The following is a 19502-nucleotide window of genomic DNA, read 5'->3' as shown; positions in this document are numbered from 1 at the left end:
CGGTGGCTCAGGTCAAACGTATCCGTCGCAACGTCAGCGGCATCATTCTGCTCGACAAGCCCATTGGTTTTACCTCCAATGCCGCCTTGCAGAAGGTCCGCTGGCTGCTCAATGCCGAGAAGGCCGGGCACACCGGCAGCCTCGACCCCCTGGCCACCGGCGTGTTGCCGCTGTGTTTCGGCGAGGCCACCAAGTTCTCGCAATACCTGCTCGATTCCGACAAGGGTTACGAAACGCTGATGCAACTGGGCAAGACCACCACCACGGCAGACGCCGAAGGTGATGTCTTGCAGGTTCGCGACGTGACCGTTGGTCGTGCTGATATCGAGGCGGCTTTACCCGCTTTTCGTGGGCAAATCAGTCAGATACCGCCGATGTACTCGGCGCTCAAGCGTGATGGCCAGCCTCTTTACAAGCTGGCACGTGCAGGCGAAGTGGTGGAGCGTGAACCGCGTTCTGTTACTATTGCCCGGCTGGATTTGCTCGCCTGTGAGGGTGACACCGCCCGATTGGCGGTGGACTGCAGCAAAGGCACTTATATCCGTACCCTGGTGGAGGATATTGGTGAGCAACTGGGCTGCGGCGCATACGTTGCCGAACTGCGACGTACACAAGCGGGCCCTTTCACCCTGGCCCAGACGGTCACGCTGGAAGAGTTGGAAGCCGTACACGCCGAAGGCGGCAACGAAGCGGTTGATCGCTTCCTGATGCCTTCGGACAGCGGTTTGCTTGATTGGCCATTGCTGCACTTCTCGGAGCACAGCGCGTTCTACTGGCTCAACGGCCAGCCGGTACGCGCCCCGGATGCCCCGAAGTTCGGCATGGTGCGAGTACAGGATCATAACGGTCGCTTTATCGGTATCGGTGAAGTGAGCGAAGACGGGCGCATCGCGCCGCGTCGACTGATTCGGTCAGAATGACCGAACGAGTGTGGCTGTTAACAGGCATGGTCAACACTCATTTTTAGATACAGGGATTTGTCCCTGGCCTGTTGAAACTGCCCTTTGGGTGGTTTCCTGAAAAAAGGATTGCCTCATGGCTCTCGACGTTCAAGAAAAAGCACAAATCGTAGCTGACTATCAGCAAGCTGTTGGTGACACTGGTTCGCCAGAAGTGCAAGTTGCACTGCTGACCCACAACATCAACAAGCTGCAAGGTCACTTCAAGGCCAACGGTAAAGACCACCACTCCCGTCGTGGTCTGATCCGCATGGTAAACCAGCGCCGTAAGCTGCTGGACTACCTGAAAGGCAAGGATCTGGGTCGTTATCAGGCTCTGATCGGTCGCCTGGGTCTGCGTCGCTAATCAGCGATTGCGCTAGAGGTTGGTTGTCTGCCGTGTGTCATCGGGATTCCCGTTGGCCCATGGCAGGCTCCCAGCCTCAAGTTTTATCTGGATACACGTTTTACCCTGGACAAGGGTTGGGCCGATTCCCGACATTGCCCAAGAATTTCGCAAGAAGACAAGTTCCCCAAGAGCCACAAAGAAGGTAGGACACCGTGAACCCGGTTATCAAAAAATTCCAGTTCGGTCAGTCGACCGTTACCCTCGAGACAGGCCGTATTGCCCGTCAAGCCTCCGGCGCAGTGCTGGTTACCGTTGATGACGACGTGACCGTATTGGTGACCGTTGTTGGCGCCAAGACCGCTGATCCGAGCAAGGGCTTCTTCCCTCTGTCCGTTCACTACCAGGAAAAGACTTACGCTGCCGGTAAGATCCCTGGCGGTTTCTTCAAGCGTGAAGGCCGTCCTTCCGAGAAAGAAACCCTGACTTCCCGACTGATCGACCGTCCGATCCGTCCGCTGTTCCCAGAAGGCTTCATGAACGAAGTGCAGGTCGTCTGCACCGTCGTTTCCACCAGCAAGAAGACCGATCCGGACATCGCTGCGATGATCGGTACGTCGGCGGCCCTGGCCATCTCCGGCATTCCTTTCGATGGCCCGATCGGCGCCGCCCGCGTAGCTTTCCACGAAAGCACCGGCTACCTGCTGAACCCGACTTACGAGCAACTGAAAGCGTCGAGCCTGGACATGGTCGTTGCCGGTACCTCGGAAGCCGTACTGATGGTTGAATCGGAAGCCAAAGAGCTGACCGAAGACCAGATGCTGGGCGCGGTACTGTTTGCTCACGACGAGTTCCAGTCCGTGATCAACGCGGTTAAAGAACTGGCTGCCGAAGCTGCCAAGCCAACCTGGGCCTGGGCTCCACAAGCCGAAGCGACTGAACTGCTGGGTGCTATCCGCTCCGAGTTCGGCGCTGCTATCTCCGATGCCTACACCATCACCGTCAAGGCCGACCGCTACGCTCGCCTGGGCGAGTTGAAGGAGCAGGTTGTAGCCAAGCTGTCCGGTGAAGAAGGCCAGCCTTCCGCCAGCGACGTCAAAGCTGCATTCGGTGAAATCGAATACCGCACCGTTCGCGAAAACATCGTTAACGGCAAGCCACGTATCGATGGTCGCGACACCCGCACCGTGCGTCCGCTGAACATCGAAGTCGGTGTTCTGCCCAAGACTCACGGTTCTGCCCTGTTCACCCGTGGTGAAACCCAGGCACTGGTCGTTGCGACGCTGGGTACTGCCCGCGACGCACAGCTGCTGGACACCCTGGAAGGCGAGAAAAAAGACCCCTTCATGCTGCACTACAACTTCCCTCCGTTCTCGGTGGGCGAGTGTGGTCGCATGGGCGGTGCCGGTCGCCGCGAAATCGGTCACGGCCGTCTGGCCCGCCGTTCGGTTCAGGCCATGCTGCCTGCTGCTGACGTGTTCCCGTACACCATCCGTGTTGTGTCGGAAATCACCGAGTCCAATGGCTCCAGCTCCATGGCTTCCGTTTGCGGCGCTTCCCTGGCCCTGATGGACGCCGGTGTGCCGATGAAGGCACCGGTTGCCGGTATCGCCATGGGTCTGGTTAAAGAAGGCGAGAAGTTCGCCATCCTGACCGACATCCTGGGTGACGAAGACCACCTGGGCGACATGGACTTCAAAGTAGCCGGTACCGCTAAAGGTGTTACCGCGCTGCAGATGGACATCAAGATCAAAGGCATCACCGAAGAAATCATGGAGATCGCCCTGGGCCAAGCCCTGGAAGCGCGCCTGAACATCCTCGGCCAGATGAACCAGATCATTGGCCAGTCGCGTACCGAGCTGTCGGAAAATGCTCCGACCATGATCGCGATGAAAATCGACACCGACAAAATCCGTGATGTCATCGGTAAAGGCGGCGCGACCATTCGCGCGATCTGTGAAGAGACCAAGGCTTCGATCGACATCGAAGACGACGGCTCGATCAAGATCTTCGGCGAAACCAAGGAAGCAGCTGAAGCAGCACGTCAGCGCGTTCTGGGTATTACCGCTGAAGCCGAGATCGGCAAGATCTACGTCGGTAAGGTTGAGCGCATCGTCGACTTCGGCGCATTCGTCAACATCCTGCCGGGCAAGGACGGTCTGGTGCATATCTCGATGCTGAGCGACGCTCGCGTTGAGAAAGTCACCGACATTCTCAAAGAAGGCCAGGAAGTGGAAGTGCTGGTACTGGACGTGGATAACCGCGGCCGTATCAAGCTGTCCATCAAGGACGTAGCAGCAGCCAAGGCTTCGGGCGTTTAATCACCCCAGTCTTACGCTGAAAAAGAGGACTCTTCGGAGTCCTTTTTTTATGGGCGCAGGAAAGTACCTAAAAATCAGTCGCTTAAATAGACCCGAAAAGCCGCAACTTGCATGCAGGCACGATCGGCTTCATGCAAGTTGCACGATTCCAAAAATCTGCATAATTTTTAAATCATTGTTTTATAAGGGTTTTGTTTGTATTCGAGAGTTGGCACACCGCCTGCAATAACCCTGTTAACGCTGCAGCATCAAGGTTCACACGCCGCAGACTTTTAATAAAACAGGAGTTACTCGTATGAAGAAGTTCGCTCTCGCTACCGCCACTGCTACTGCCCTGACCCTGGCCATGGCTAACGCCGCCTTTGCCCAGCCTACCCAAGCGCCAATGACCCTGGCCGCAGGCGAAATGACCAAGGCCAAAGAGTCCACTTCCGATACCTGGATCACCACCAAAGTCAAAGCTGACCTGCTGACTGAAAAAGGCATCCCAGGTTCGGATATCAAGGTTGAGACCAACAAAGGTGTGGTTTCCCTGTCTTCGGACGTAGCTATCTCGGACTCGCAGAAAGCGACTGCTGTAGCCATCACCAAGAAAATCAAAGGTGTGACCGCGGTATCCGCTGATGGCCTGCTGGCTGGCGGCGCTACTAAAGCTGACGGTATCGACAAAACCAAAAGTGCAGCTCATGACGCTAAAGAAACCACCAGCGACACTTGGATCACTACCAAAGTGAAAGCTGATCTAGTGACTGAGAAGGGCATTCCTGGCACTGACATCAAGGTCGAAACCAACAAAGGTGTGGTGTCCCTGTCGTCCGCTACTGCTGTGACTGAATCGCAGAAAGCCACTGCTGTTGCGATCACCAAGAAAATCAAAGGCGTGAAGGCTGTATCGGCTGATGGCCTGAAAGCCGAGTAACGCTGGACAGTTCGTTTGAACAACTTAGCGGCGGCGGCGCGTGAGTCAGATATCCACTCAATGCACCTCTGAGGTTCATGCGACCGACCACACGGATGTGGTCATTACAGGCCCCGACACTTGTGCCGGGGCCTGTTCTATTGTGGGCAGTTATTCGGCATCCAGATGCATCGGCGTCACCACCCGGCCATCTTTCTCGGCCTGGCCCAGGTTGGCATCGATGAAGTACACCCTGTCATCTTCCAACTGCCCCTTGTCCACCAGGTAATCCTTGATCGTGCTGGCACGGTCCTGGCCGAGTTTGCGCAGCAGCACGTCGCTGTTGCTCCAGAACGCGATCACGCCGTTACGCAACTTGGCGCTGCGTTCATCGCTGCTCAGGTCTTTCCATTCTGCCGGTGGCTGTTGTTTCACGCGGGTACGGTAGATGCCCTCGAGCAATGGTGCTTTTTCGCGTTCCGGAACCTCCAGCAAGGAGGCTTGGGCAGGCACCTTATCGCCACGGCGCTGCAGGATTTTGTAATAGTTGTACTGGTATTCCCGTTCCAGGCGTTGGGCGGCCAGGAATGGACCATCGCTGCTGGCGGCCGCCGTCCCTTCAATTTCCAGGCGCAGGGCAGGGCGTTCTTTCAGCGCCTTGGCCAGGGTGTTCAGTGCGCCCTCGGCATCTTTATCCAGTTCACTGGAGCCTGCGGCAAACGACACATTGCCCAGGTCTTCCGCACCGCCTCCGGTGACCAGCCCGCCGATGAACTTGAACGGTGCGGCAGCTGCGCGAACCACCAGGTTACGCAGGGTCTGCCATACAATCGGCATCACGCTGAATTGCGGGTTGTTCAGGTCGCCGGTGACCGGCAGTTCGATGGAAATCTTGCCGTCGCTGTCTTTGAGCAGGGCAACAGCCAGGCGAATCGGTAAATCCACGGCATCGGCGCTGTCGACTTTTTCACCCAGTTGCAGCTGCTCGACCACCACTTTATTTTCGGCCTTCAACTGGCCCTTGGTGATCACGTAGTGCAAGTCGAGGTTGAGCCGGCCCTTGCGGATACGGAACCCGGCGAACTTACCTGAGTAAGGGGTCAGGGTGGTCAGCTCGACCCGTTTGAAGCTGGTCGCGATGTTCAGGGCTGCCATCGGATCGAATGGGTTCACGCTGCCCTTGATAGTGACTGGCGCGTAGCGGTCCACCTTGCCCTTGATATCCACGCTTGCAGGTTTGGCCTGGCGGCTGTCAATCGTGCCGATTTGCCCGTTGAGCTGCTGAATCGCGGTAGCGAAGTTGGGGGTAAGGCTGAAGTCGGCGAAGTTGGCCGAGCCGTCATTGATTGCGATCTGCCCGATAAGAATGCCCAGCGGTTTTTCTTTGCTTGCGGTCTTTTGCGCCGGTGGCTTGGCGCCACTGTCGGCCGGCTGCGGTATCAGCAAATCGTCGACGTTGGTGGTGCGGTCATCGTTGATCATGAAACGCGCATAAGGCTGCAGCAGGCTGACCTTGGCGATCGACAGGCTGTCGCCGTGCTGGTAGTTCAGCCCTTCGATCATCAGGCGCTGCCATTTGACGAAGTCACGGGTCTTGAGGGTGTCGAGGGTATGCAGTTGGTCGACTTGTGCGCGGCCGGTGATCTGCAATGCCAACGGCTCGGTACTCTTGAGGTTCACATCAAGATCGCTGCCGAGCATGCCGCTACGCAGTTCCAGGCGGATGAACGGGCTGATGTAGGACTGGGCGACCCGCAGGTCGATGTCCTTGGTATTCACTTTCAGCCTGGCGCTGACGGGGTTGAGGTTGACCTCGCCAGCCGCCTGGATCTTGCCTTGCTTGCCCAGGCCGCTGTCGACCTTGAGTGTAAAGGGGCTTGCGTTGAGGCTGTCGAAGTTCTGCATATCGACGTTCAGCGGGCCCAGTTCCAGCGCGACGGCCGGTTTGGCCTGACGGTCAGCCAGGTGAACCTGATAGTTGCGCAGTTGCACATCCTTGAGCAGTACCTGCCAGGGTTTGCTTGGCGCTGCGGGTGCAGGCTTGGGGGAGTCGGCGGTTGCCGGTGCGGTCGCTGGCGCCTTGCTCGGTTTGCTCGGTTGGCCGGCGAACAGTTTCTGCCAGTCCAACTGCCCATCGGCTTCACGGGCGGCCCAGGTTTCCAGCTTGTTGCTGCGGATTTTGCCGACCACCACGTGCTGCTTGGCCAGGTCTACCGTGGTCTCGCTGACATCCAGGCGCTCCAGGCGCACCAATGGACGTCCGTCCGGCGCCTTGATGGCAAATGGCGCGATGCTGGCGGCGGTGTTGGTCAGGTTCAGTTCGGTTTCCTTGGCCAGGCTGAAGGTGTAATCGGTGCTGAAATTGAGCACGCCGTCTTCGAGCACCAGGGGCAGTGCGTCACGCACATAGGGCCACCAGGCTTTCATCTTGCCGTCGGTGACTTTAAGGGTGCCTTTTGAGGTGATGGGTATCAGGCTGAAATTGCCTTTCCAGTCAATCTGCCCGCCTTCGGGGCCAGCTGCGACCAGGGTCATGTCGGCATTGTCCTCAGGCAGGGTGCTGAGGTTTTTCAGTTCAAAGTCGAGCTTGTCGTAGAGAAACTCGATGGGCTCGCTGGGACGCAAATCCTGAAAGTGCACGTAGCCGCCCGCCAGCTTGATGTTATCGACGCGCAGCGGGAACGGTTTGGCCTCGGGGTCGGCCGGAGTGGGCTCACTCGGCGGCAGTTTGAACAACTGCGCAAGGTTCAGTTGGCCTGATTTGTCGAACAGCAGTTCGGTCTTGGGCTGGTCCAGTTGTACATCGGCCAGGTGCAGTGCGCGGGTCCACAGGCTGTCGATCTGCAAGTTGGCGTAGAGGCGCTCGAAACCCACCTGTTCCTTGCCAGGGTCGCCGATCTTCAAGCCCCATGCTGTCACTTCCAGGCTGAACGGGTTGAGTTCGATGCGCTCGATCCGTGCCGGCACCGTGGCGTAATGGGCCAACTGTTGGTTGGCGATACGAAGGGCAATGCCCGGCAGAATCAAGAAGCCCAGCAAGCTGTACAAGGCAAGGGCGGTCAACAGGGCGCCAACGGCGCGGATCAATCCTTTGGGCATGGGGCGGCGCCATCTATGTCGAACAGGAGTGCCTTGGAGTATGGCACGGGTTTTCGGTTCCGAAGAGCAGGGGCTTTCGGAAGTTACTTACAGTTGGAGTATCAACGTCTTCAACGGCGGCTGTTGATCCTGGGATGGGAAATCCGCGCCGGGTGTCATGATCTTCCAGTCGCGTACCGGGCGTCCGGCTTTTTCCGCACAGCGCAGCACCTGTTCACGCCAATCCTCCATGCTGACCTTTGCCAGGTTGTTACAGCAGATCAGCACGCCATTGTCGGCCGTGGCGAGGAGCGCGGGCTTGAGCAGGCTCTGGTAGTCGCGCAACAAGTCGACGGTGCCGAATGCGCTCTTGGCCCACGCCGGTGGGTCGAGCAATACCAGGTCGTATTGACGCTGCTCCAGGCGTGGATAGCTCGGCAATTTTTGCCCGCGGCGCTGGGTGATCGGCAGGCCGGCCAATTGGCGAATGGCCGGAAAATAGTCGGACTGAACGAACTGCATGGTGGGAAACGATGGATTGAGCAGGCCATTCTCGCGACCGACCGCCAGGTTGCCCTCGGCAAAATCCAGATTACACACTTCACGTGCGCCACCGGCGGCGGCGCTCAGGCCCACACCACAGGTATAGGCGAACAGGTTAAGTACGCTTTTGCCGGCGCTGTGGTCCTTGACCCAGCCACGGGTATTGCGCAGGTCCAGAAACAGCAGCGGGTCTTGCCCGGCATGCCGCCCGCGCACACGGTAGTTCAGACCCCATTCGTGACCGATCAGATCTTCCAGCGCAGCCGGTTCGGCGCGGTATATCGAATCTTCGCGGTCGATGCGTGAGTTGCCGCGAGAGCGGTCGTTGTACACCAGCAGCAGCTCCAGGCCCATGTACTGATTGATCAGTTGATGCAGGTCCAGCAGATCGGCGGTTTCCAGCGACTGGTGGAAGCTTTGCACCAGCAACTGCGGGCCGTAACGGTCGATGGTCAGGCCGCCGGCGCCTTCCTGGCTGCCGTGGAACAACCGGTAGCAGTCGGTGCCTTGGGCATGCAGTTCGTTGATCAGGTCTTGGCGTTGATCGAGGGCGGCGCGCAGCGCTGATTCAGGGAAGACATGGAGCGCGCCTTGCTGGGTAAGTGAGAGCAATAAGGCCGCGGAGTTTAACAGCTATGGAGGCGCTGCCTATATCAACCCCATCCGCCGGTGCGCGCGTTGTACCGAGCCGTTGCGCATCGCCCAGCGCAGGAGCGGCGCACTACGCCTGACCCCGGCGCGGATCACTTGGCGTTGCAGCGGGCTTTGGTGTTGCTCAAGCATCGCGCTGGCCCAGTCCGGCAGCAGGTCGATCCCGGCTTGCATCATCAGCGCGCCAAAGGGCTGGCCAAGGTGCTGGGGGAGGGCGCATTGAGCAGCAGCCGAAGTACTTCGCGGCTGCGCTCGTCGCACAGCAATTGCGGGCGGATGCGCGCCAGGTAATCAGAAATTTCCTGCCGTGAACGTGGCACATGCCGCGCGCCCAGGCGTTCTGCCACCACGGCGATTTCGCTGTAGTAACGGTCCTGGTCGTGACCAGAGAGGCGCGGGTTGCGATAGCGCAGGTGAGCGGCGAGAAAGTTGCTCACCTCCGCCACATGCACCCAGGTCAACAGCTCGGGATCGCTGGCCGCATACGGCCGTCCGTCAGGCGCGTGGCCGACCACCTGCAGGTGAATGGTGCGCACTTTTTCGATCAGCCAGTCGGCGTCTTTACGCGAGCCGAAGGTGGTGCCGGAAATGAATTGCGAGGTGCGGCGCAGGCGCCCGAGCATGTCCTGGCGAAAATTCGAGTGGTCCCACACGCCTGCCAGGGCCAGTGGGTGCAAGGCTTGCAGCATCAAGGCGCTGATACCGCCGATGAGCATGCTGCTGAAGTCGCCATGGACCTGCCAACTGACCGAATTCGGTCCGAACAGGCCTGGATCGCCCTTGGGGTTTTCCAGGTCCAGTTGGCCCAGCGACAAACCGGTGAGGCTCATCAACTGGGTTTCGATACGGCTGCGGATAAATTCCATGGCGACTTGAGGGTTCCTAGCGGTTCAGGCGTTTGTCGATCAGGCCGTCCACCACGCTGGGGTCGGCCAGGGTCGAGGTGTCGCCGAGGCTGTCCAGTTCGTTGCAGGCGATCTTGCGCAAAATCCTGCGCATGATTTTGCCAGAGCGGGTTTTCGGCAGGGCCGGTGCCCATTGGATCAGTTCCGGCTTGGCAAAGCTGCCAATTTCCTTGCTGACCAACTCCAACAGGTGTTTTTTCAGTTCATCGCTGGGCTCCACGCCGTTCATCGGCGTGACAAAGGCGTAGATGCCCTGGCCTTTGACATCGTGCGGGTAGCCCACCACTGCGGCCTCGGCGACCAGATCATGCAGGACCAATGCGCTTTCCACCTCGGCGGTGCCGATGCGGTGGCCGGACACGTTGATCACGTCATCGATGCGCCCGGTGATCCAGTAGTCACCGTCCTCGTCGCGGCGGGCGCCGTCACCGGTGAAGTAGTAGCCGGGATAGGGTTTGAAATAGGTGTCGATCATGCGTTGCGGATCACCGTAGACACTGCGGATCTGCCCCGGCCAGCTTGATTTAATGGCGAGTACGCCGCTGCCTGCTCCGGTGATGACCTTGCCTTGCTCGTCGAGCAGCACCGGTTGCACGCCAAACATCGGCTGGGTGGCGCAACCCGGTTTTATCCGCTGGGCGCTGACCAGGGGGCTGAGCATGATGCCGCCGGTTTCGGTCTGCCACCAGGTATCCACAATCGGGCAGCGCTGCTCGCCTACGGCGTTGAAATACCAGTCCCAGGCTTCCGGGTTGATCGGTTCGCCCACACTGCCTAAGAGCCTCAGGCTCGCGCGGGAGGTGTTCTCCAGCGGGCCATGGCCCTCGCGCATCAAGGCGCGCAAGGCGGTTGGCGCGGTGTAGAAGATATTCACCTGATGCTTGTCGATCACCTGCCAGAAACGTGAGCTGTCGGGGTAGCTCGGCACGCCTTCGAACATCAACGACGTCGCGCCATTGGCCAGCGGGCCGTAGACGATATAGCTGTGGCCAGTAACCCAGCCCACATCGGCGGTGCACCAGAACACTTCGCCATCACGGTAATCGAGCACGTACTTGAAGGTCATCGCCGCCTGCAGCAGATAGCCGCCGGTGGTGTGCAGCACGCCCTTGGGTTTACCGGTGCTGCCCGAGGTGTACAGAATGAACAGCGGGTCTTCGGCGTCCATCGGCTCGGACGGGCAGTCGTTGCCGACGGCGTCCAGCGCTTGCTGGTACTTGATATCTCGGCCTTCTCGCCAGTTCACGGCCGCGCCAGTGCGCTCCACCACCAGCACCGTGCTGACGTTCGGGCAACTGGCCAGCGCCTTGTCGACATTCTGTTTCAAGGCCACCGGCCTGCCGCCACGTACGCCTTCATCGGCGGTAATCACGGTGCGGCAATCGGCGTCCAGGATACGGTCGCGCAGGGCGTCCGGCGAGAAGCCCCCGAACACCACCGAATGCACCGCGCCAATTCGCGTGCAGGCGAGCATGGCGTAGGCGGCTTCCGGGATCATCGGCATGTAGATGCACACGCGGTCGCCCTTCTTCACGCCACGGCTTTTCAGCACATTGGCCAGGCGGCAGACGTTCTGGTGCAGTTGGCGGTAGGTGATTGTGGAGGATTTTGTCGGATCATCGCCCTCCCAGATGAAGGCCGGCTGATCGGCGCGTTGCGCCAGGTGACGGTCGATGCAGTTATAGCTGACGTTCAGTTGGCCGCCGGCAAACCATTGGGCGGCGCCGGTGTTGATATCCGAGCGATGCACGGTATGCCAGGGTGTGATCCAGTCGAGAAAGCCCTTGGCCTGTTCGGCCCAGAACGTATCGGGTTGCTCAATGGATTGACGATAGAGGCGCTGGTAGTCCTCTTGACTGAGTTGCGCAGCCCTGCGGACGGCATCGGCGGTAGGAAACGTGCTGATATCGAACATGAGCGTTCCTTATTCTTGTTTTTGCGACAAGTGATAAAGATGCACCCTGTGGCAGGCGGGTTCAAGACCAACGTCCAAACGGACGTTGGCCTTGCGTTACCGGTATCAGCCGCGGTGACGACCGCGGAAGTAGTTGATCAGGCCCTGGGTCGAAGCGTCTTCGGCCAGGGTTTCTTCAGCGCCGGTCAGGCGGTTGTACACGCCCTTGCCCAGCTCCTTGCCCAGCTCCACGCCCCATTGGTCGAAGGCGTTGATGCCCCAGATCACGCTCTGCACGAACACTTTGTGCTCATACATCGCCACCAGCGCGCCCAGGCGACGCGGGCTGATGCGCTCCACTACGAGAGTGTTGCTTGGACGGTTGCCCGGGATCACTTTGTGCGGGGCCAGCTTCTGCACGTCTTCTTCAGCGATGCCCTTGTCGCGCAGTTCGGCTTCGGCTTCGCTGCGGGTTTTGCCGAGCATCAGCGCCTGGCTCTGGGACAGGCAGTTGGCATACAGCCACTGATGGTGGTCGGACACTGGGTTGAAGCTGACGATCGGCACGATGAAGTCCGCCGGGATCAGTTGGGTGCCCTGGTGCAGCAACTGGTGGTAGGCGTGCTGACCGTTGCAGCCCACGCCCCCCCAGATCACCGGGCCGGTGTCGGTGGATACGGGCTTGCCGTCCTGGCGCACGCTCTTGCCGTTGGATTCCATGTCCAACTGCTGCAAGTGCTTGGTGATGTTACGCAGGTAGTGGTCGTACGGCAGGATCGCGTGGCTCTGCGCACCCCAGAAGTTGCCGTACCACACGCCCAGCAGGCCCAGCAGCACCGGCATGTTCTGCTCGAACGGCGCGTTCTGGAAATGCTGGTCCATGGTATAGGCACCGGACAGCAGTTCCTTGAAGTTGGACATGCCGATAGCCAGCGCGATGGGTAAGCCGATGGCCGACCACAGCGAGTAACGGCCGCCGACCCAGTCCCACATCGGGAAGATGTTTTCTTCGCGGATACCGAACGCCACGGCCGCCGCATTGTTGCTCGATACGGCGATGAAGTGGCGGTACAGCTCGGCTTCCGAGCCACCCTGGGCCAGGTACCAGGCACGTGCGGCCTGGGCGTTCTTCAGGGTTTCCAGGGTGTTGAAGGATTTCGACGAGACGATAAACAGCGTGGTCTCGGCGCGCAGCTTCATGGTCAGCTCGTGGAACTCGCTGCCATCGATGTTCGCCAGGTAGTGGCAGCGCACGCCTTTATGGGCGTAGGACAACAGCGCTTCGGAGACCAGCTCCGGGCCGAGGAACGAGCCACCGATGCCGATGTTCACCACGTCGGTGATTGGCTTCTCGGTGTAGCCACGCCACAGGCCGTCGTGGATGCGGCCGACCAGATCAGTGATCTGGTTCAGCACCTTGTGCACGTCCGGCATGATGTTCACGCCGTTTACCGACAGCTTGTCGCCCACCGGGCGGCGCAAGGCGGTGTGCAGGGCAGGGCGGCCTTCGGACGAGTTAACCGGCTCGCCGGCGTACAGCGAGTCGATTGCGTCTTTGAGACCCACTTCCTTGGCCAAGCCCACCAGCAGGTCGCGGGTTTCGCCGGTGATGAGGTTTTTCGAGTAATCGAGGAAAAGTCCGCAGCTGCTCAAGGTGAACTGGGAAAAGCGCTGGGGATCGGCATTGAACGCGTCGCGCATGCTGAAATCCTGCATGGCTTGGCGGTGTTGGTTAAGCGCTTGCCAGGCAGGCAGAGCGGTAACGTCATGAGGGGTGCGGTAGTACGCCATCGCTGCGGGTTTCCTTTTATTACGGGGACTGCCTTTAGGACACTTCAAAGCCCGGAACATCCAGTCTTATATCAAGGATTGGGTTCCAGACAGCGCTAACCTTAGCGCCGGGCGATTACATTAAACCTAGCGTGTCGATATGTCTTGGCTTTGTCTGCGTTGTGGCCGGTACTTTTTTATACCGGCACAGCGTGAAGGGCAACAGGCGGGCTGTTCAGCGGGGGTTATTTGAGGTTCAGATGCAGGTTGTCGATGAGGCGAGTGGCGCCCAGATATGCCGCGACCAGAATCACGATGTCTCGATCTTCGGCCGTGGCCGGCTGCAGGTGCACGCCTTGGCGGACTTCCAGGTAGTCAATGCGCAAGCCGGCAGCTTCGATCTGGCGGATCTGTTCGGCACGCAGCCCGGCAAAATCGCGGTCACCGTCTTTGATCGCAGTCGCCATCTGGCTGAGCGCGCGGTACAGCACCGGCGCGATGGCGCGTTGCTCCTCGGTGAGGTAGCCGTTGCGCGATGACAGCGCGAGGCCATCCGCGGCACGCACGGTGGGTTCGCCGATGATCTGGATCGGCATGTTGAGGTCGTGGACCATGGCGCGGATCACCGCCAGTTGCTGGTAGTCTTTCTGGCCAAAAACGGCCATGTCGGGCTGGACCATATTGAACAGCTTGCTGACCACCGTGGCCACGCCTTCGAAGTGCCCCGGACGGCTGGCGCCGCACAAGCCTTCCGACAGGTGCGGGACGCTGACGCGGGTCTGGCCGGTCATGCCGCCGGGGTACATTTCCTCGACGGTGGGGGCGAATAACAGGTTACAGCCGGCCTGCAGGAGTTTTTCCTGGTCGGCGGCCAAGGTGCGGGGGTATTTGTCCAGGTCTTCGCCCGCGCCGAATTGCAGCGGGTTGACGAAGATGCTGGCCACGACGAAGTCCGCCTGTTGTGCGGCCTTGGTCACCAGCGTGGCGTGGCCGCTGTGCAGGTTGCCCATGGTGGGCACGAAGCCGATGCGTTTGCCGGCCTTGCGGGCGTGGGCGACGGCCGAGCGTAGTTCGCGTACGGTTTTTACGGTGTTCATGCAGAGAATCCGTGTTCGACACCTGGGAAAGTAACGGCTTTGACTTCGCTGACATAAGCACTCAAGGCGGCATGAATGCTGTCCTGGCCAGCCATGAAGTTCTTCACGAACTTGGGCACGCGGCCGGTGATCGACAGGCCGAGCATGTCGTGCAATACCAGCACCTGGCCATCGGTGTCCGCGCCTGCGCCGATACCGATCACCGGCACTTTCACGGCCTGGGTGATTTCGGCAGCCAGTTCGCTGGGCACGCATTCAAGCAGGATCATCGCCACGCCCGCTTGCTCCAGGGCGATGGCATCGGCGCGCATCTGGCGCGCCTGGGCTTCATTGCGACCTTGCACCTTGTAACCGCCGAGGATGTTCACCGACTGGGGCGTAAGGCCCATGTGCGCGCATACCGGCACGCCGCGTTCCGCCAGCAGGCGGATCGATTCGGCGAGCCATACGGCCCCTTCGACTTTGATCATGTGCGCGCCGGCCTGCATCAGTTTGCCGGCGTTCAGAAAGGTCTGTTCGAGCGTGGCATAACCCATGAACGGCAGGTCGGCGATGATGAAGGCGCCCTCGTTACCGCGCTTGACGCTGGCGGTGTGGTAGGCGAGTTCATCAGTGGTCACGGGCAGGGTGCTGTCATTCCCTTGAAGAACCATGCCCAGGGAGTCGCCCACCAACAACACTTCAACCCCGGCCTGGCAGCAGGCGTGGGCGAAGGTGGCGTCGTAGCAGGTCAGCATGGTGATTTTTTCACCTTTGAGCTTGAGGCTCTGCAAGGTGGTCAGGGTAATGTCTGGCATGAAAAGGGTCCTCGTTCAGGCGCTTGGAAACAGCGAGTAACGCGCGTGAGTCTTTGTTTATACAGGCGCACTGTCTTGAAAGCAGTGCTTATAAGGCCTGATTGCGCCCTTTAGCGCCGGTTGGCGGCAGCGGGACGCCTATAGTCGTGAGGAGGACACGGGAAGTCAATTGGATGTGTTACCGCATTGTTACGATAACGGTGTTACCGCTGTTACTGATGCGATTCAGCAACAGGGAGCCGTTCCAGGCCGACAAACGGGCAGGCTTCAAGCAGGGCACTGAGGCGGTTGCCGTCGGGCAGTTGCAATGCCGCAGGCGCCAGTTCGGCCAGCGGATAGAGCACGAACGCACGCAAGTGCATCTGATAGTGGGGAACCTTCAGGCGCGGTTCATCGATCAGGTGATCGCCAAACAGCAGGATGTCCAAGTCAAGCGTGCGTGGGCCCCAACGTTCCAGGCGCTCGCGGCCTTGGTCGTTTTCGATCGCTTGCAGCGCATCCAGCAGCGCTAGTGGCGCAAGGCTGCTGTCCAGGGCGGCGACCGCGTTGGTGTAGCGCGGTTGGCCCGGGAGCAGGGAGTCACTTTGGTAAAAGGCGGACACGCCAGCGAGGGTCGTGCCGGGCAATTGCGCCAGCGCTTGGAGAGCGCTGCGCAATTGTTGCTCCGGGGCGGCCAGATTGCTGCCCATGCCGATGTAGATGCGTTCCACGTTTATTCGCCTGCGGCGCCCGAGGCATCGGCTGCGCTGCGTTTGCGCTTGGTGCCACTGCGTCGACGTTTTTTCGGCCCTTCGCCGGTTCCTTCACCCTTGCTGCCCAGCTCACGAATCATCTCGCGACGTCCGCTGTCATTGGCGTCCTGGTAATCAGTCCACCATTCGCCCAGGCCGTCGGTCTGCTCGCCGGCGCTTTCGCGCAGCAGCAGGAAGTCGTAGCCGGCACGAAAGCGCGGGTTGTCCAGCAGCAGGTCGGCGCGCTTGCCGCTGCGGCGCGGCAGGCGTTCCTGCATGTCCCAGATCTCGCGGATCGGCATGGTGAAGCGCTTGGGTATCGCAATGCGCTGGCACTGTTCGGCGATCAGCTCGTGAGCGGCTTCCTGCATGGCCGGGATCGGTGGCATGCCACGGTCCTGCAAACGCAGCACACGTTTTGGCAGGGCGGGCCACAACAGCGCGGCAAACAGGAACGCCGGAGTCACCGGTTTATTCTGCTTGATGCGCAAATCGGTGTTGATCAATGCCTCGCTGATCAACGTATGGGTATAGGTCGGGTTGTGTTCCAGTGCTTCGGCGCTGGCCGGGAACAACGGGTCGAACAACTGCAGGTCGACGAGCATCTCGAAGGTATCGGCGGCGTAGCCCGAGAGGAACAGCTTGAGCACTTCTTCGAACAGGCGCGCCGAAGGAATCTCGCGCAGCATCGGCGCCAGTTCGCGAATCGGCGCAGCGGTGTGTTTCTCGATACCGAAGTTCAGCTTGGCGGCGAAACGCACGGCCCGCAGCATGCGTACCGGGTCTTCCTGGTAACGCTGCGTCGGGTCGCCGATCAGGCGGATCAGGTTGTTGCGGATGTCGTGCACGCCGTTGGCGTAATCGAGGATGCGCTCGCTGACCGGGTCGTAATACAGGGCGTTAATGGTGAAGTCACGGCGCTGCGCGTCTTCTTCCAGGGTGCCATAGACGTTGTCGCGCAGGATGCGTCCGCTTTCGTTGCGGGAAGACTGATTGGTGTCTTCCTCTTCATCGTTTTGCGGATGGCCGGCGCGGAACGTTGCGACTTCAATGATTTCGCGACCGAAGTGGATGTGCACCAGCTTGAAACGCCGGCCGATGATGCGCGCATTGCGAAACTCGGCGCGCACCTGCTCGGGCGTGGCACTGGTGGCGACGTCGAAATCCTTGGGGGTGATATTGAGCAACATGTCGCGTACGCAACCGCCTACCAGATAGGCCTGATAACCGGCGTTCTGCAAACGCTCGACGATATTCACGGCATAACGGCTGAATTGAGCGCGTTGCAGCGAATGCTGGCTGCTGTTGAGCACTTCAGGCGTGCTGCGTTTGTGTTGCGTACGACGCAAGGGCGAACGGAATGACTGGAACAACTTCTTCAGCATGGGATGCACTGTTTGAAGGAATGTTCGGCCATAACGAAGAATGACCGCATGATGGGCCGGGATTCTAGCATTTAGTCGGGGGATGGTGTAGGAACAAGCTGCAGGCTTTGCGCCATAAGCCTTTGAGCGGCAAATCCTGTGAGGATCTATCGGAAACTACAAGGGGAGCCGAAGCTCCCCCAGAAGTAGTTGCGTGCTCTATTTTTATTATTGGTTTCGGGCTTCTTGTTTTTGTTGATCGCCCTCGCCATGAGCTTTGACCTTCATGGCACTCTCAATCGAGAGTCAAGAGCAAACGGATTGCTTTGGTCGCTGTGTTGCTGATCTACGATCCAACCAGTTCAGGCTCTGCCTTAGGGCAGTTTTTGTTGTTCTCGGCCTGGTTGCGGGGCAAGCCCCAAATGCAACGCCTCTCCAAAAGAATCAGTTAGCTGCGCCTCCGCCGTGTTGTTTTTGTTATGCGTGAGTCGATTCGTCTTATTTTTATTGTCTTGTACAAAGCTTGTTATTGTTTTTGTACTAAGCATATAGCAGGGTGCGTGCCAACTTTTGTGTCGCCCAATAAAACCGGGGGGTTGAGGCGGATTCGGCTTTTTGACGGGCGAAAAAAAGCCGGGGGTTCGTTACCGTAAGCCCCGGCTTTTGTTACGCAAAAAATCAGCGGTAACAGTTTTTTCACATCTGTGGGTGTTATCTGTGGGCGCGCGCCCTCAGCTTTCGCTGGCCACACCGGTCTTGCGCCGTGGGATACCCAGGCGCTGACGGCGCTCCCACAGGCATTTACGGCTCACGCCCAGTTTGCGCGCCAGTTCGGTTTCGGTCATATGGTCCTGATGCTCCAGGACAAAATGCTGGAAGTAGTCCTCCAGTGACAGATCCTCGGTCGGCTCATGGCTGGTATTGCTACCGCCCTGTTGCGGGGCCAGGCCGATGAAATCGTCGTCCTCCAGGTCACTGAGTTCGATATCGATACCCAGCAGCTCGGCGGAAATCTCCGGGCTCTCGGACAGGATCACCGCGCGCTCGACCGCATTCTCCAGTTCCCGCACGTTACCCGGCCACGAGTAATGTCGGATTGCCTGCTCGGCGTCCGGGGCGAATTTCAGGTCGGTACGGTTGATACGTGCGCTCTGGCGCAGCAGGAACGCGTGGGCGATCTCGTTGACGTCGGCGCCACGTTCACGCAGGGCCGGCAGCTTGAGGGCGATCACGTGTAGACGGTAATACAAGTCTTCACGGAACTGGCCGATCTTGGCCAGGCTCTTGAGGTCGCGGTGGGTGGCCGCGATCAGGCGAACATCGACCTTCTGCGATTGCACCGAGCCCACGCGGCGAATCTCGCCTTCCTGCAACACGCGCAGCAATCGTGCCTGCGCTTCCAGCGGCAACTCGCCGATTTCATCGAGAAACAACGTACCGCCGTCCGCCGCTTCCACCAGGCCCGCACGCCCGGCGCTGGCACCGGTAAACGCGCCTTTCTCGTGGCCGAACAGTTCGGACTCGATCAGGGATTCGGGAATCGCCGCACAGTTCACCGAGATCATCGGTGCCTTGGCGCGCTTGGACAGATTATGCAGCGCGCGAGCCACCAGTTCCTTGCCGGTGCCGGATTCACCCTGGATCAGCACATTGGAATCGGTTGGCGCCACTTTGCGGATCTTGCCGTACAGGTCCTGCATCGGCGGGCAGGAGCCGATGATGCCAATCTCGCCGTTGCTGTTGTCGACGCCCGGCTTGTCGGCTGCGCTGGCGGTTTTACCGGCGGGACGTTGTTCGGCCGGTGCGCTGCTGGCCGACTGACGGTCACGCAGGATACGCGCCACGGCCTGAAGCATCTCGTCGTGGTCGAACGGCTTGGCGATGTAGTCCACCGCACCCATCTTCATGGAGTCCACCGCCGAGCGCAGGCTGGCGTAGCTGGTCATGATCAGCACCGGCGTGCCCTGGCCAAGCTTGATCAACTCGGTGCCAGGCGCACCGGGCAGGCGCAGGTCACTGACAATCAGGTCGAACGTGGGAATGCTGAAACGCTCTTGTGCTTCCTGCACCGAGCCGGCCTCGCTGACCTGGTACTGGTTACGTTCAAGCAGGCGACGCAAGGCAGAGCGGATAATGGTTTCGTCTTCGACGATCAAAATGTGCGGCATT

At 59.7% G+C, this 19502-nt stretch carries 12 protein-coding genes and 2 pseudogenes; 4 read left to right on the top strand and 10 right to left on the bottom strand.

The window, feature by feature from the left end; all coding sequences use genetic code 11:
* Positions 1-2: 2 nt before the first annotated feature.
* The 4 genes from truB (at position 3) to JWR98_RS01300 (ending at position 4524) form a co-directional block, all read left to right on the top strand.
* Complete coding sequence (gene truB, locus JWR98_RS01315; RefSeq protein WP_078734686.1) at positions 3-920, top strand: tRNA pseudouridine(55) synthase TruB; 918 nt, start codon at positions 3-5, stop codon at positions 918-920.
* A gap of 115 nt (positions 921-1035) precedes the next feature.
* Positions 1036-1305 carry a 30S ribosomal protein S15 gene (rpsO, locus tag JWR98_RS01310; RefSeq protein ID WP_003176135.1) on the top strand — a complete coding sequence of 90 codons (270 nt, stop codon included), beginning with the start codon at positions 1036-1038 and terminating at the stop codon, positions 1303-1305.
* Positions 1306-1499: 194 nt separating this feature from the next.
* The gene (gene pnp, locus JWR98_RS01305) at positions 1500-3605 is read left to right on the top strand and encodes a polyribonucleotide nucleotidyltransferase (protein WP_003176133.1); all 2106 of its coding nucleotides are present in this window, start codon (positions 1500-1502) and stop codon (positions 3603-3605) included.
* Positions 3606-3900: 295 nt separating this feature from the next.
* Positions 3901-4524 carry a BON domain-containing protein gene (locus JWR98_RS01300; protein ID WP_003176132.1) on the top strand — a complete coding sequence of 208 codons (624 nt, stop codon included), beginning with the start codon at positions 3901-3903 and terminating at the stop codon, positions 4522-4524.
* 150 nt (positions 4525-4674) lie between these two features.
* Here the strand turns inward: JWR98_RS01300 and JWR98_RS01295 are convergent, their stop codons facing one another.
* From JWR98_RS01295 to JWR98_RS01250, 10 genes and pseudogenes are all read right to left on the bottom strand, one after another.
* Positions 4675-7602 (bottom strand): DUF748 domain-containing protein, encoded by a 2928-nt coding sequence (locus tag JWR98_RS01295; protein ID WP_205489157.1) that lies wholly within the window; start codon positions 7600-7602, stop codon positions 4675-4677.
* A gap of 87 nt (positions 7603-7689) precedes the next feature.
* Positions 7690-8705 (bottom strand): annotated as a pseudogene (locus tag JWR98_RS01290) (class I SAM-dependent rRNA methyltransferase).
* A gap of 67 nt (positions 8706-8772) precedes the next feature.
* A pseudogene (locus JWR98_RS01285) lies at positions 8773-9641 on the bottom strand (oxygenase MpaB family protein).
* A gap of 16 nt (positions 9642-9657) precedes the next feature.
* Positions 9658-11595: an acetate--CoA ligase gene (gene acs / locus JWR98_RS01280; protein ID WP_078734684.1), complete on the bottom strand. Its 1938-nt coding sequence runs from the start codon at positions 11593-11595 to the stop codon at positions 9658-9660.
* Positions 11596-11700: 105 nt separating this feature from the next.
* Positions 11701-13365, bottom strand: a complete 1665-nt coding sequence (gene pgi, locus JWR98_RS01275; protein ID WP_003176125.1) for a glucose-6-phosphate isomerase — start codon at positions 13363-13365, stop codon at positions 11701-11703.
* Between the two features lie 224 nt (positions 13366-13589).
* Positions 13590-14441, bottom strand: coding sequence for a pantoate--beta-alanine ligase (panC, locus tag JWR98_RS01270; RefSeq protein WP_078734683.1), 852 nt, complete (start codon positions 14439-14441; stop codon positions 13590-13592).
* The gene (gene panB / locus JWR98_RS01265) at positions 14438-15238 is read right to left on the bottom strand and encodes a 3-methyl-2-oxobutanoate hydroxymethyltransferase (protein WP_078734682.1); all 801 of its coding nucleotides are present in this window, start codon (positions 15236-15238) and stop codon (positions 14438-14440) included. The genes panC and panB overlap by 4 nt, the downstream gene beginning before the upstream one ends.
* A 212-nt stretch (positions 15239-15450) precedes the next feature.
* Positions 15451-15948 carry a 2-amino-4-hydroxy-6-hydroxymethyldihydropteridine diphosphokinase gene (folK, locus tag JWR98_RS01260; protein ID WP_003176122.1) on the bottom strand — a complete coding sequence of 166 codons (498 nt, stop codon included), beginning with the start codon at positions 15946-15948 and terminating at the stop codon, positions 15451-15453.
* A gap of 2 nt (positions 15949-15950) precedes the next feature.
* Positions 15951-17354, bottom strand: a complete 1404-nt coding sequence (locus tag JWR98_RS01255; protein ID WP_078734681.1) for a polynucleotide adenylyltransferase PcnB — start codon at positions 17352-17354, stop codon at positions 15951-15953.
* Between the two features lie 710 nt (positions 17355-18064).
* Positions 18065-19501 carry a sigma-54-dependent transcriptional regulator gene (locus tag JWR98_RS01250; RefSeq protein ID WP_205489155.1) on the bottom strand — a complete coding sequence of 479 codons (1437 nt, stop codon included), beginning with the start codon at positions 19499-19501 and terminating at the stop codon, positions 18065-18067.
* Position 19502 lies beyond the last annotated feature (1 nt).

The organism is Pseudomonas lactucae (assembly GCF_016937615.1).
GTDB lineage: Bacteria > Pseudomonadota > Gammaproteobacteria > Pseudomonadales > Pseudomonadaceae > Aquipseudomonas > Aquipseudomonas lactucae.
The sequence above is the reverse complement of the archived record's forward strand: the minus strand, read 5'-3'. Positions and strand labels throughout refer to the sequence as shown.

Coding starts and splice junctions, on each gene's coding strand:
- pgi (WP_003176125.1), bottom strand. CDS start 13,365: ATGGCGTACTACCGCACCCCTCATGACGTTACCGCTCTGCCTGCCTGG.
- JWR98_RS01255 (WP_078734681.1), bottom strand. CDS start 17,354: ATGCTGAAGAAGTTGTTCCAGTCATTCCGTTCGCCCTTGCGTCGTACG.
- acs (WP_078734684.1), bottom strand. CDS start 11,595: ATGTTCGATATCAGCACGTTTCCTACCGCCGATGCCGTCCGCAGGGCT.
- JWR98_RS01250 (WP_205489155.1), bottom strand. CDS start 19,501: ATGCCGCACATTTTGATCGTCGAAGACGAAACCATTATCCGCTCTGCC.
- panB (WP_078734682.1), bottom strand. CDS start 15,238: ATGCCAGACATTACCCTGACCACCTTGCAGAGCCTCAAGCTCAAAGGT.
- panC (WP_078734683.1), bottom strand. CDS start 14,441: ATGAACACCGTAAAAACCGTACGCGAACTACGCTCGGCCGTCGCCCAC.
- JWR98_RS01300 (WP_003176132.1), top strand. CDS start 3,901: ATGAAGAAGTTCGCTCTCGCTACCGCCACTGCTACTGCCCTGACCCTG.
- JWR98_RS01295 (WP_205489157.1), bottom strand. CDS start 7,602: ATGCCCAAAGGATTGATCCGCGCCGTTGGCGCCCTGTTGACCGCCCTT.
- rpsO (WP_003176135.1), top strand. CDS start 1,036: ATGGCTCTCGACGTTCAAGAAAAAGCACAAATCGTAGCTGACTATCAG.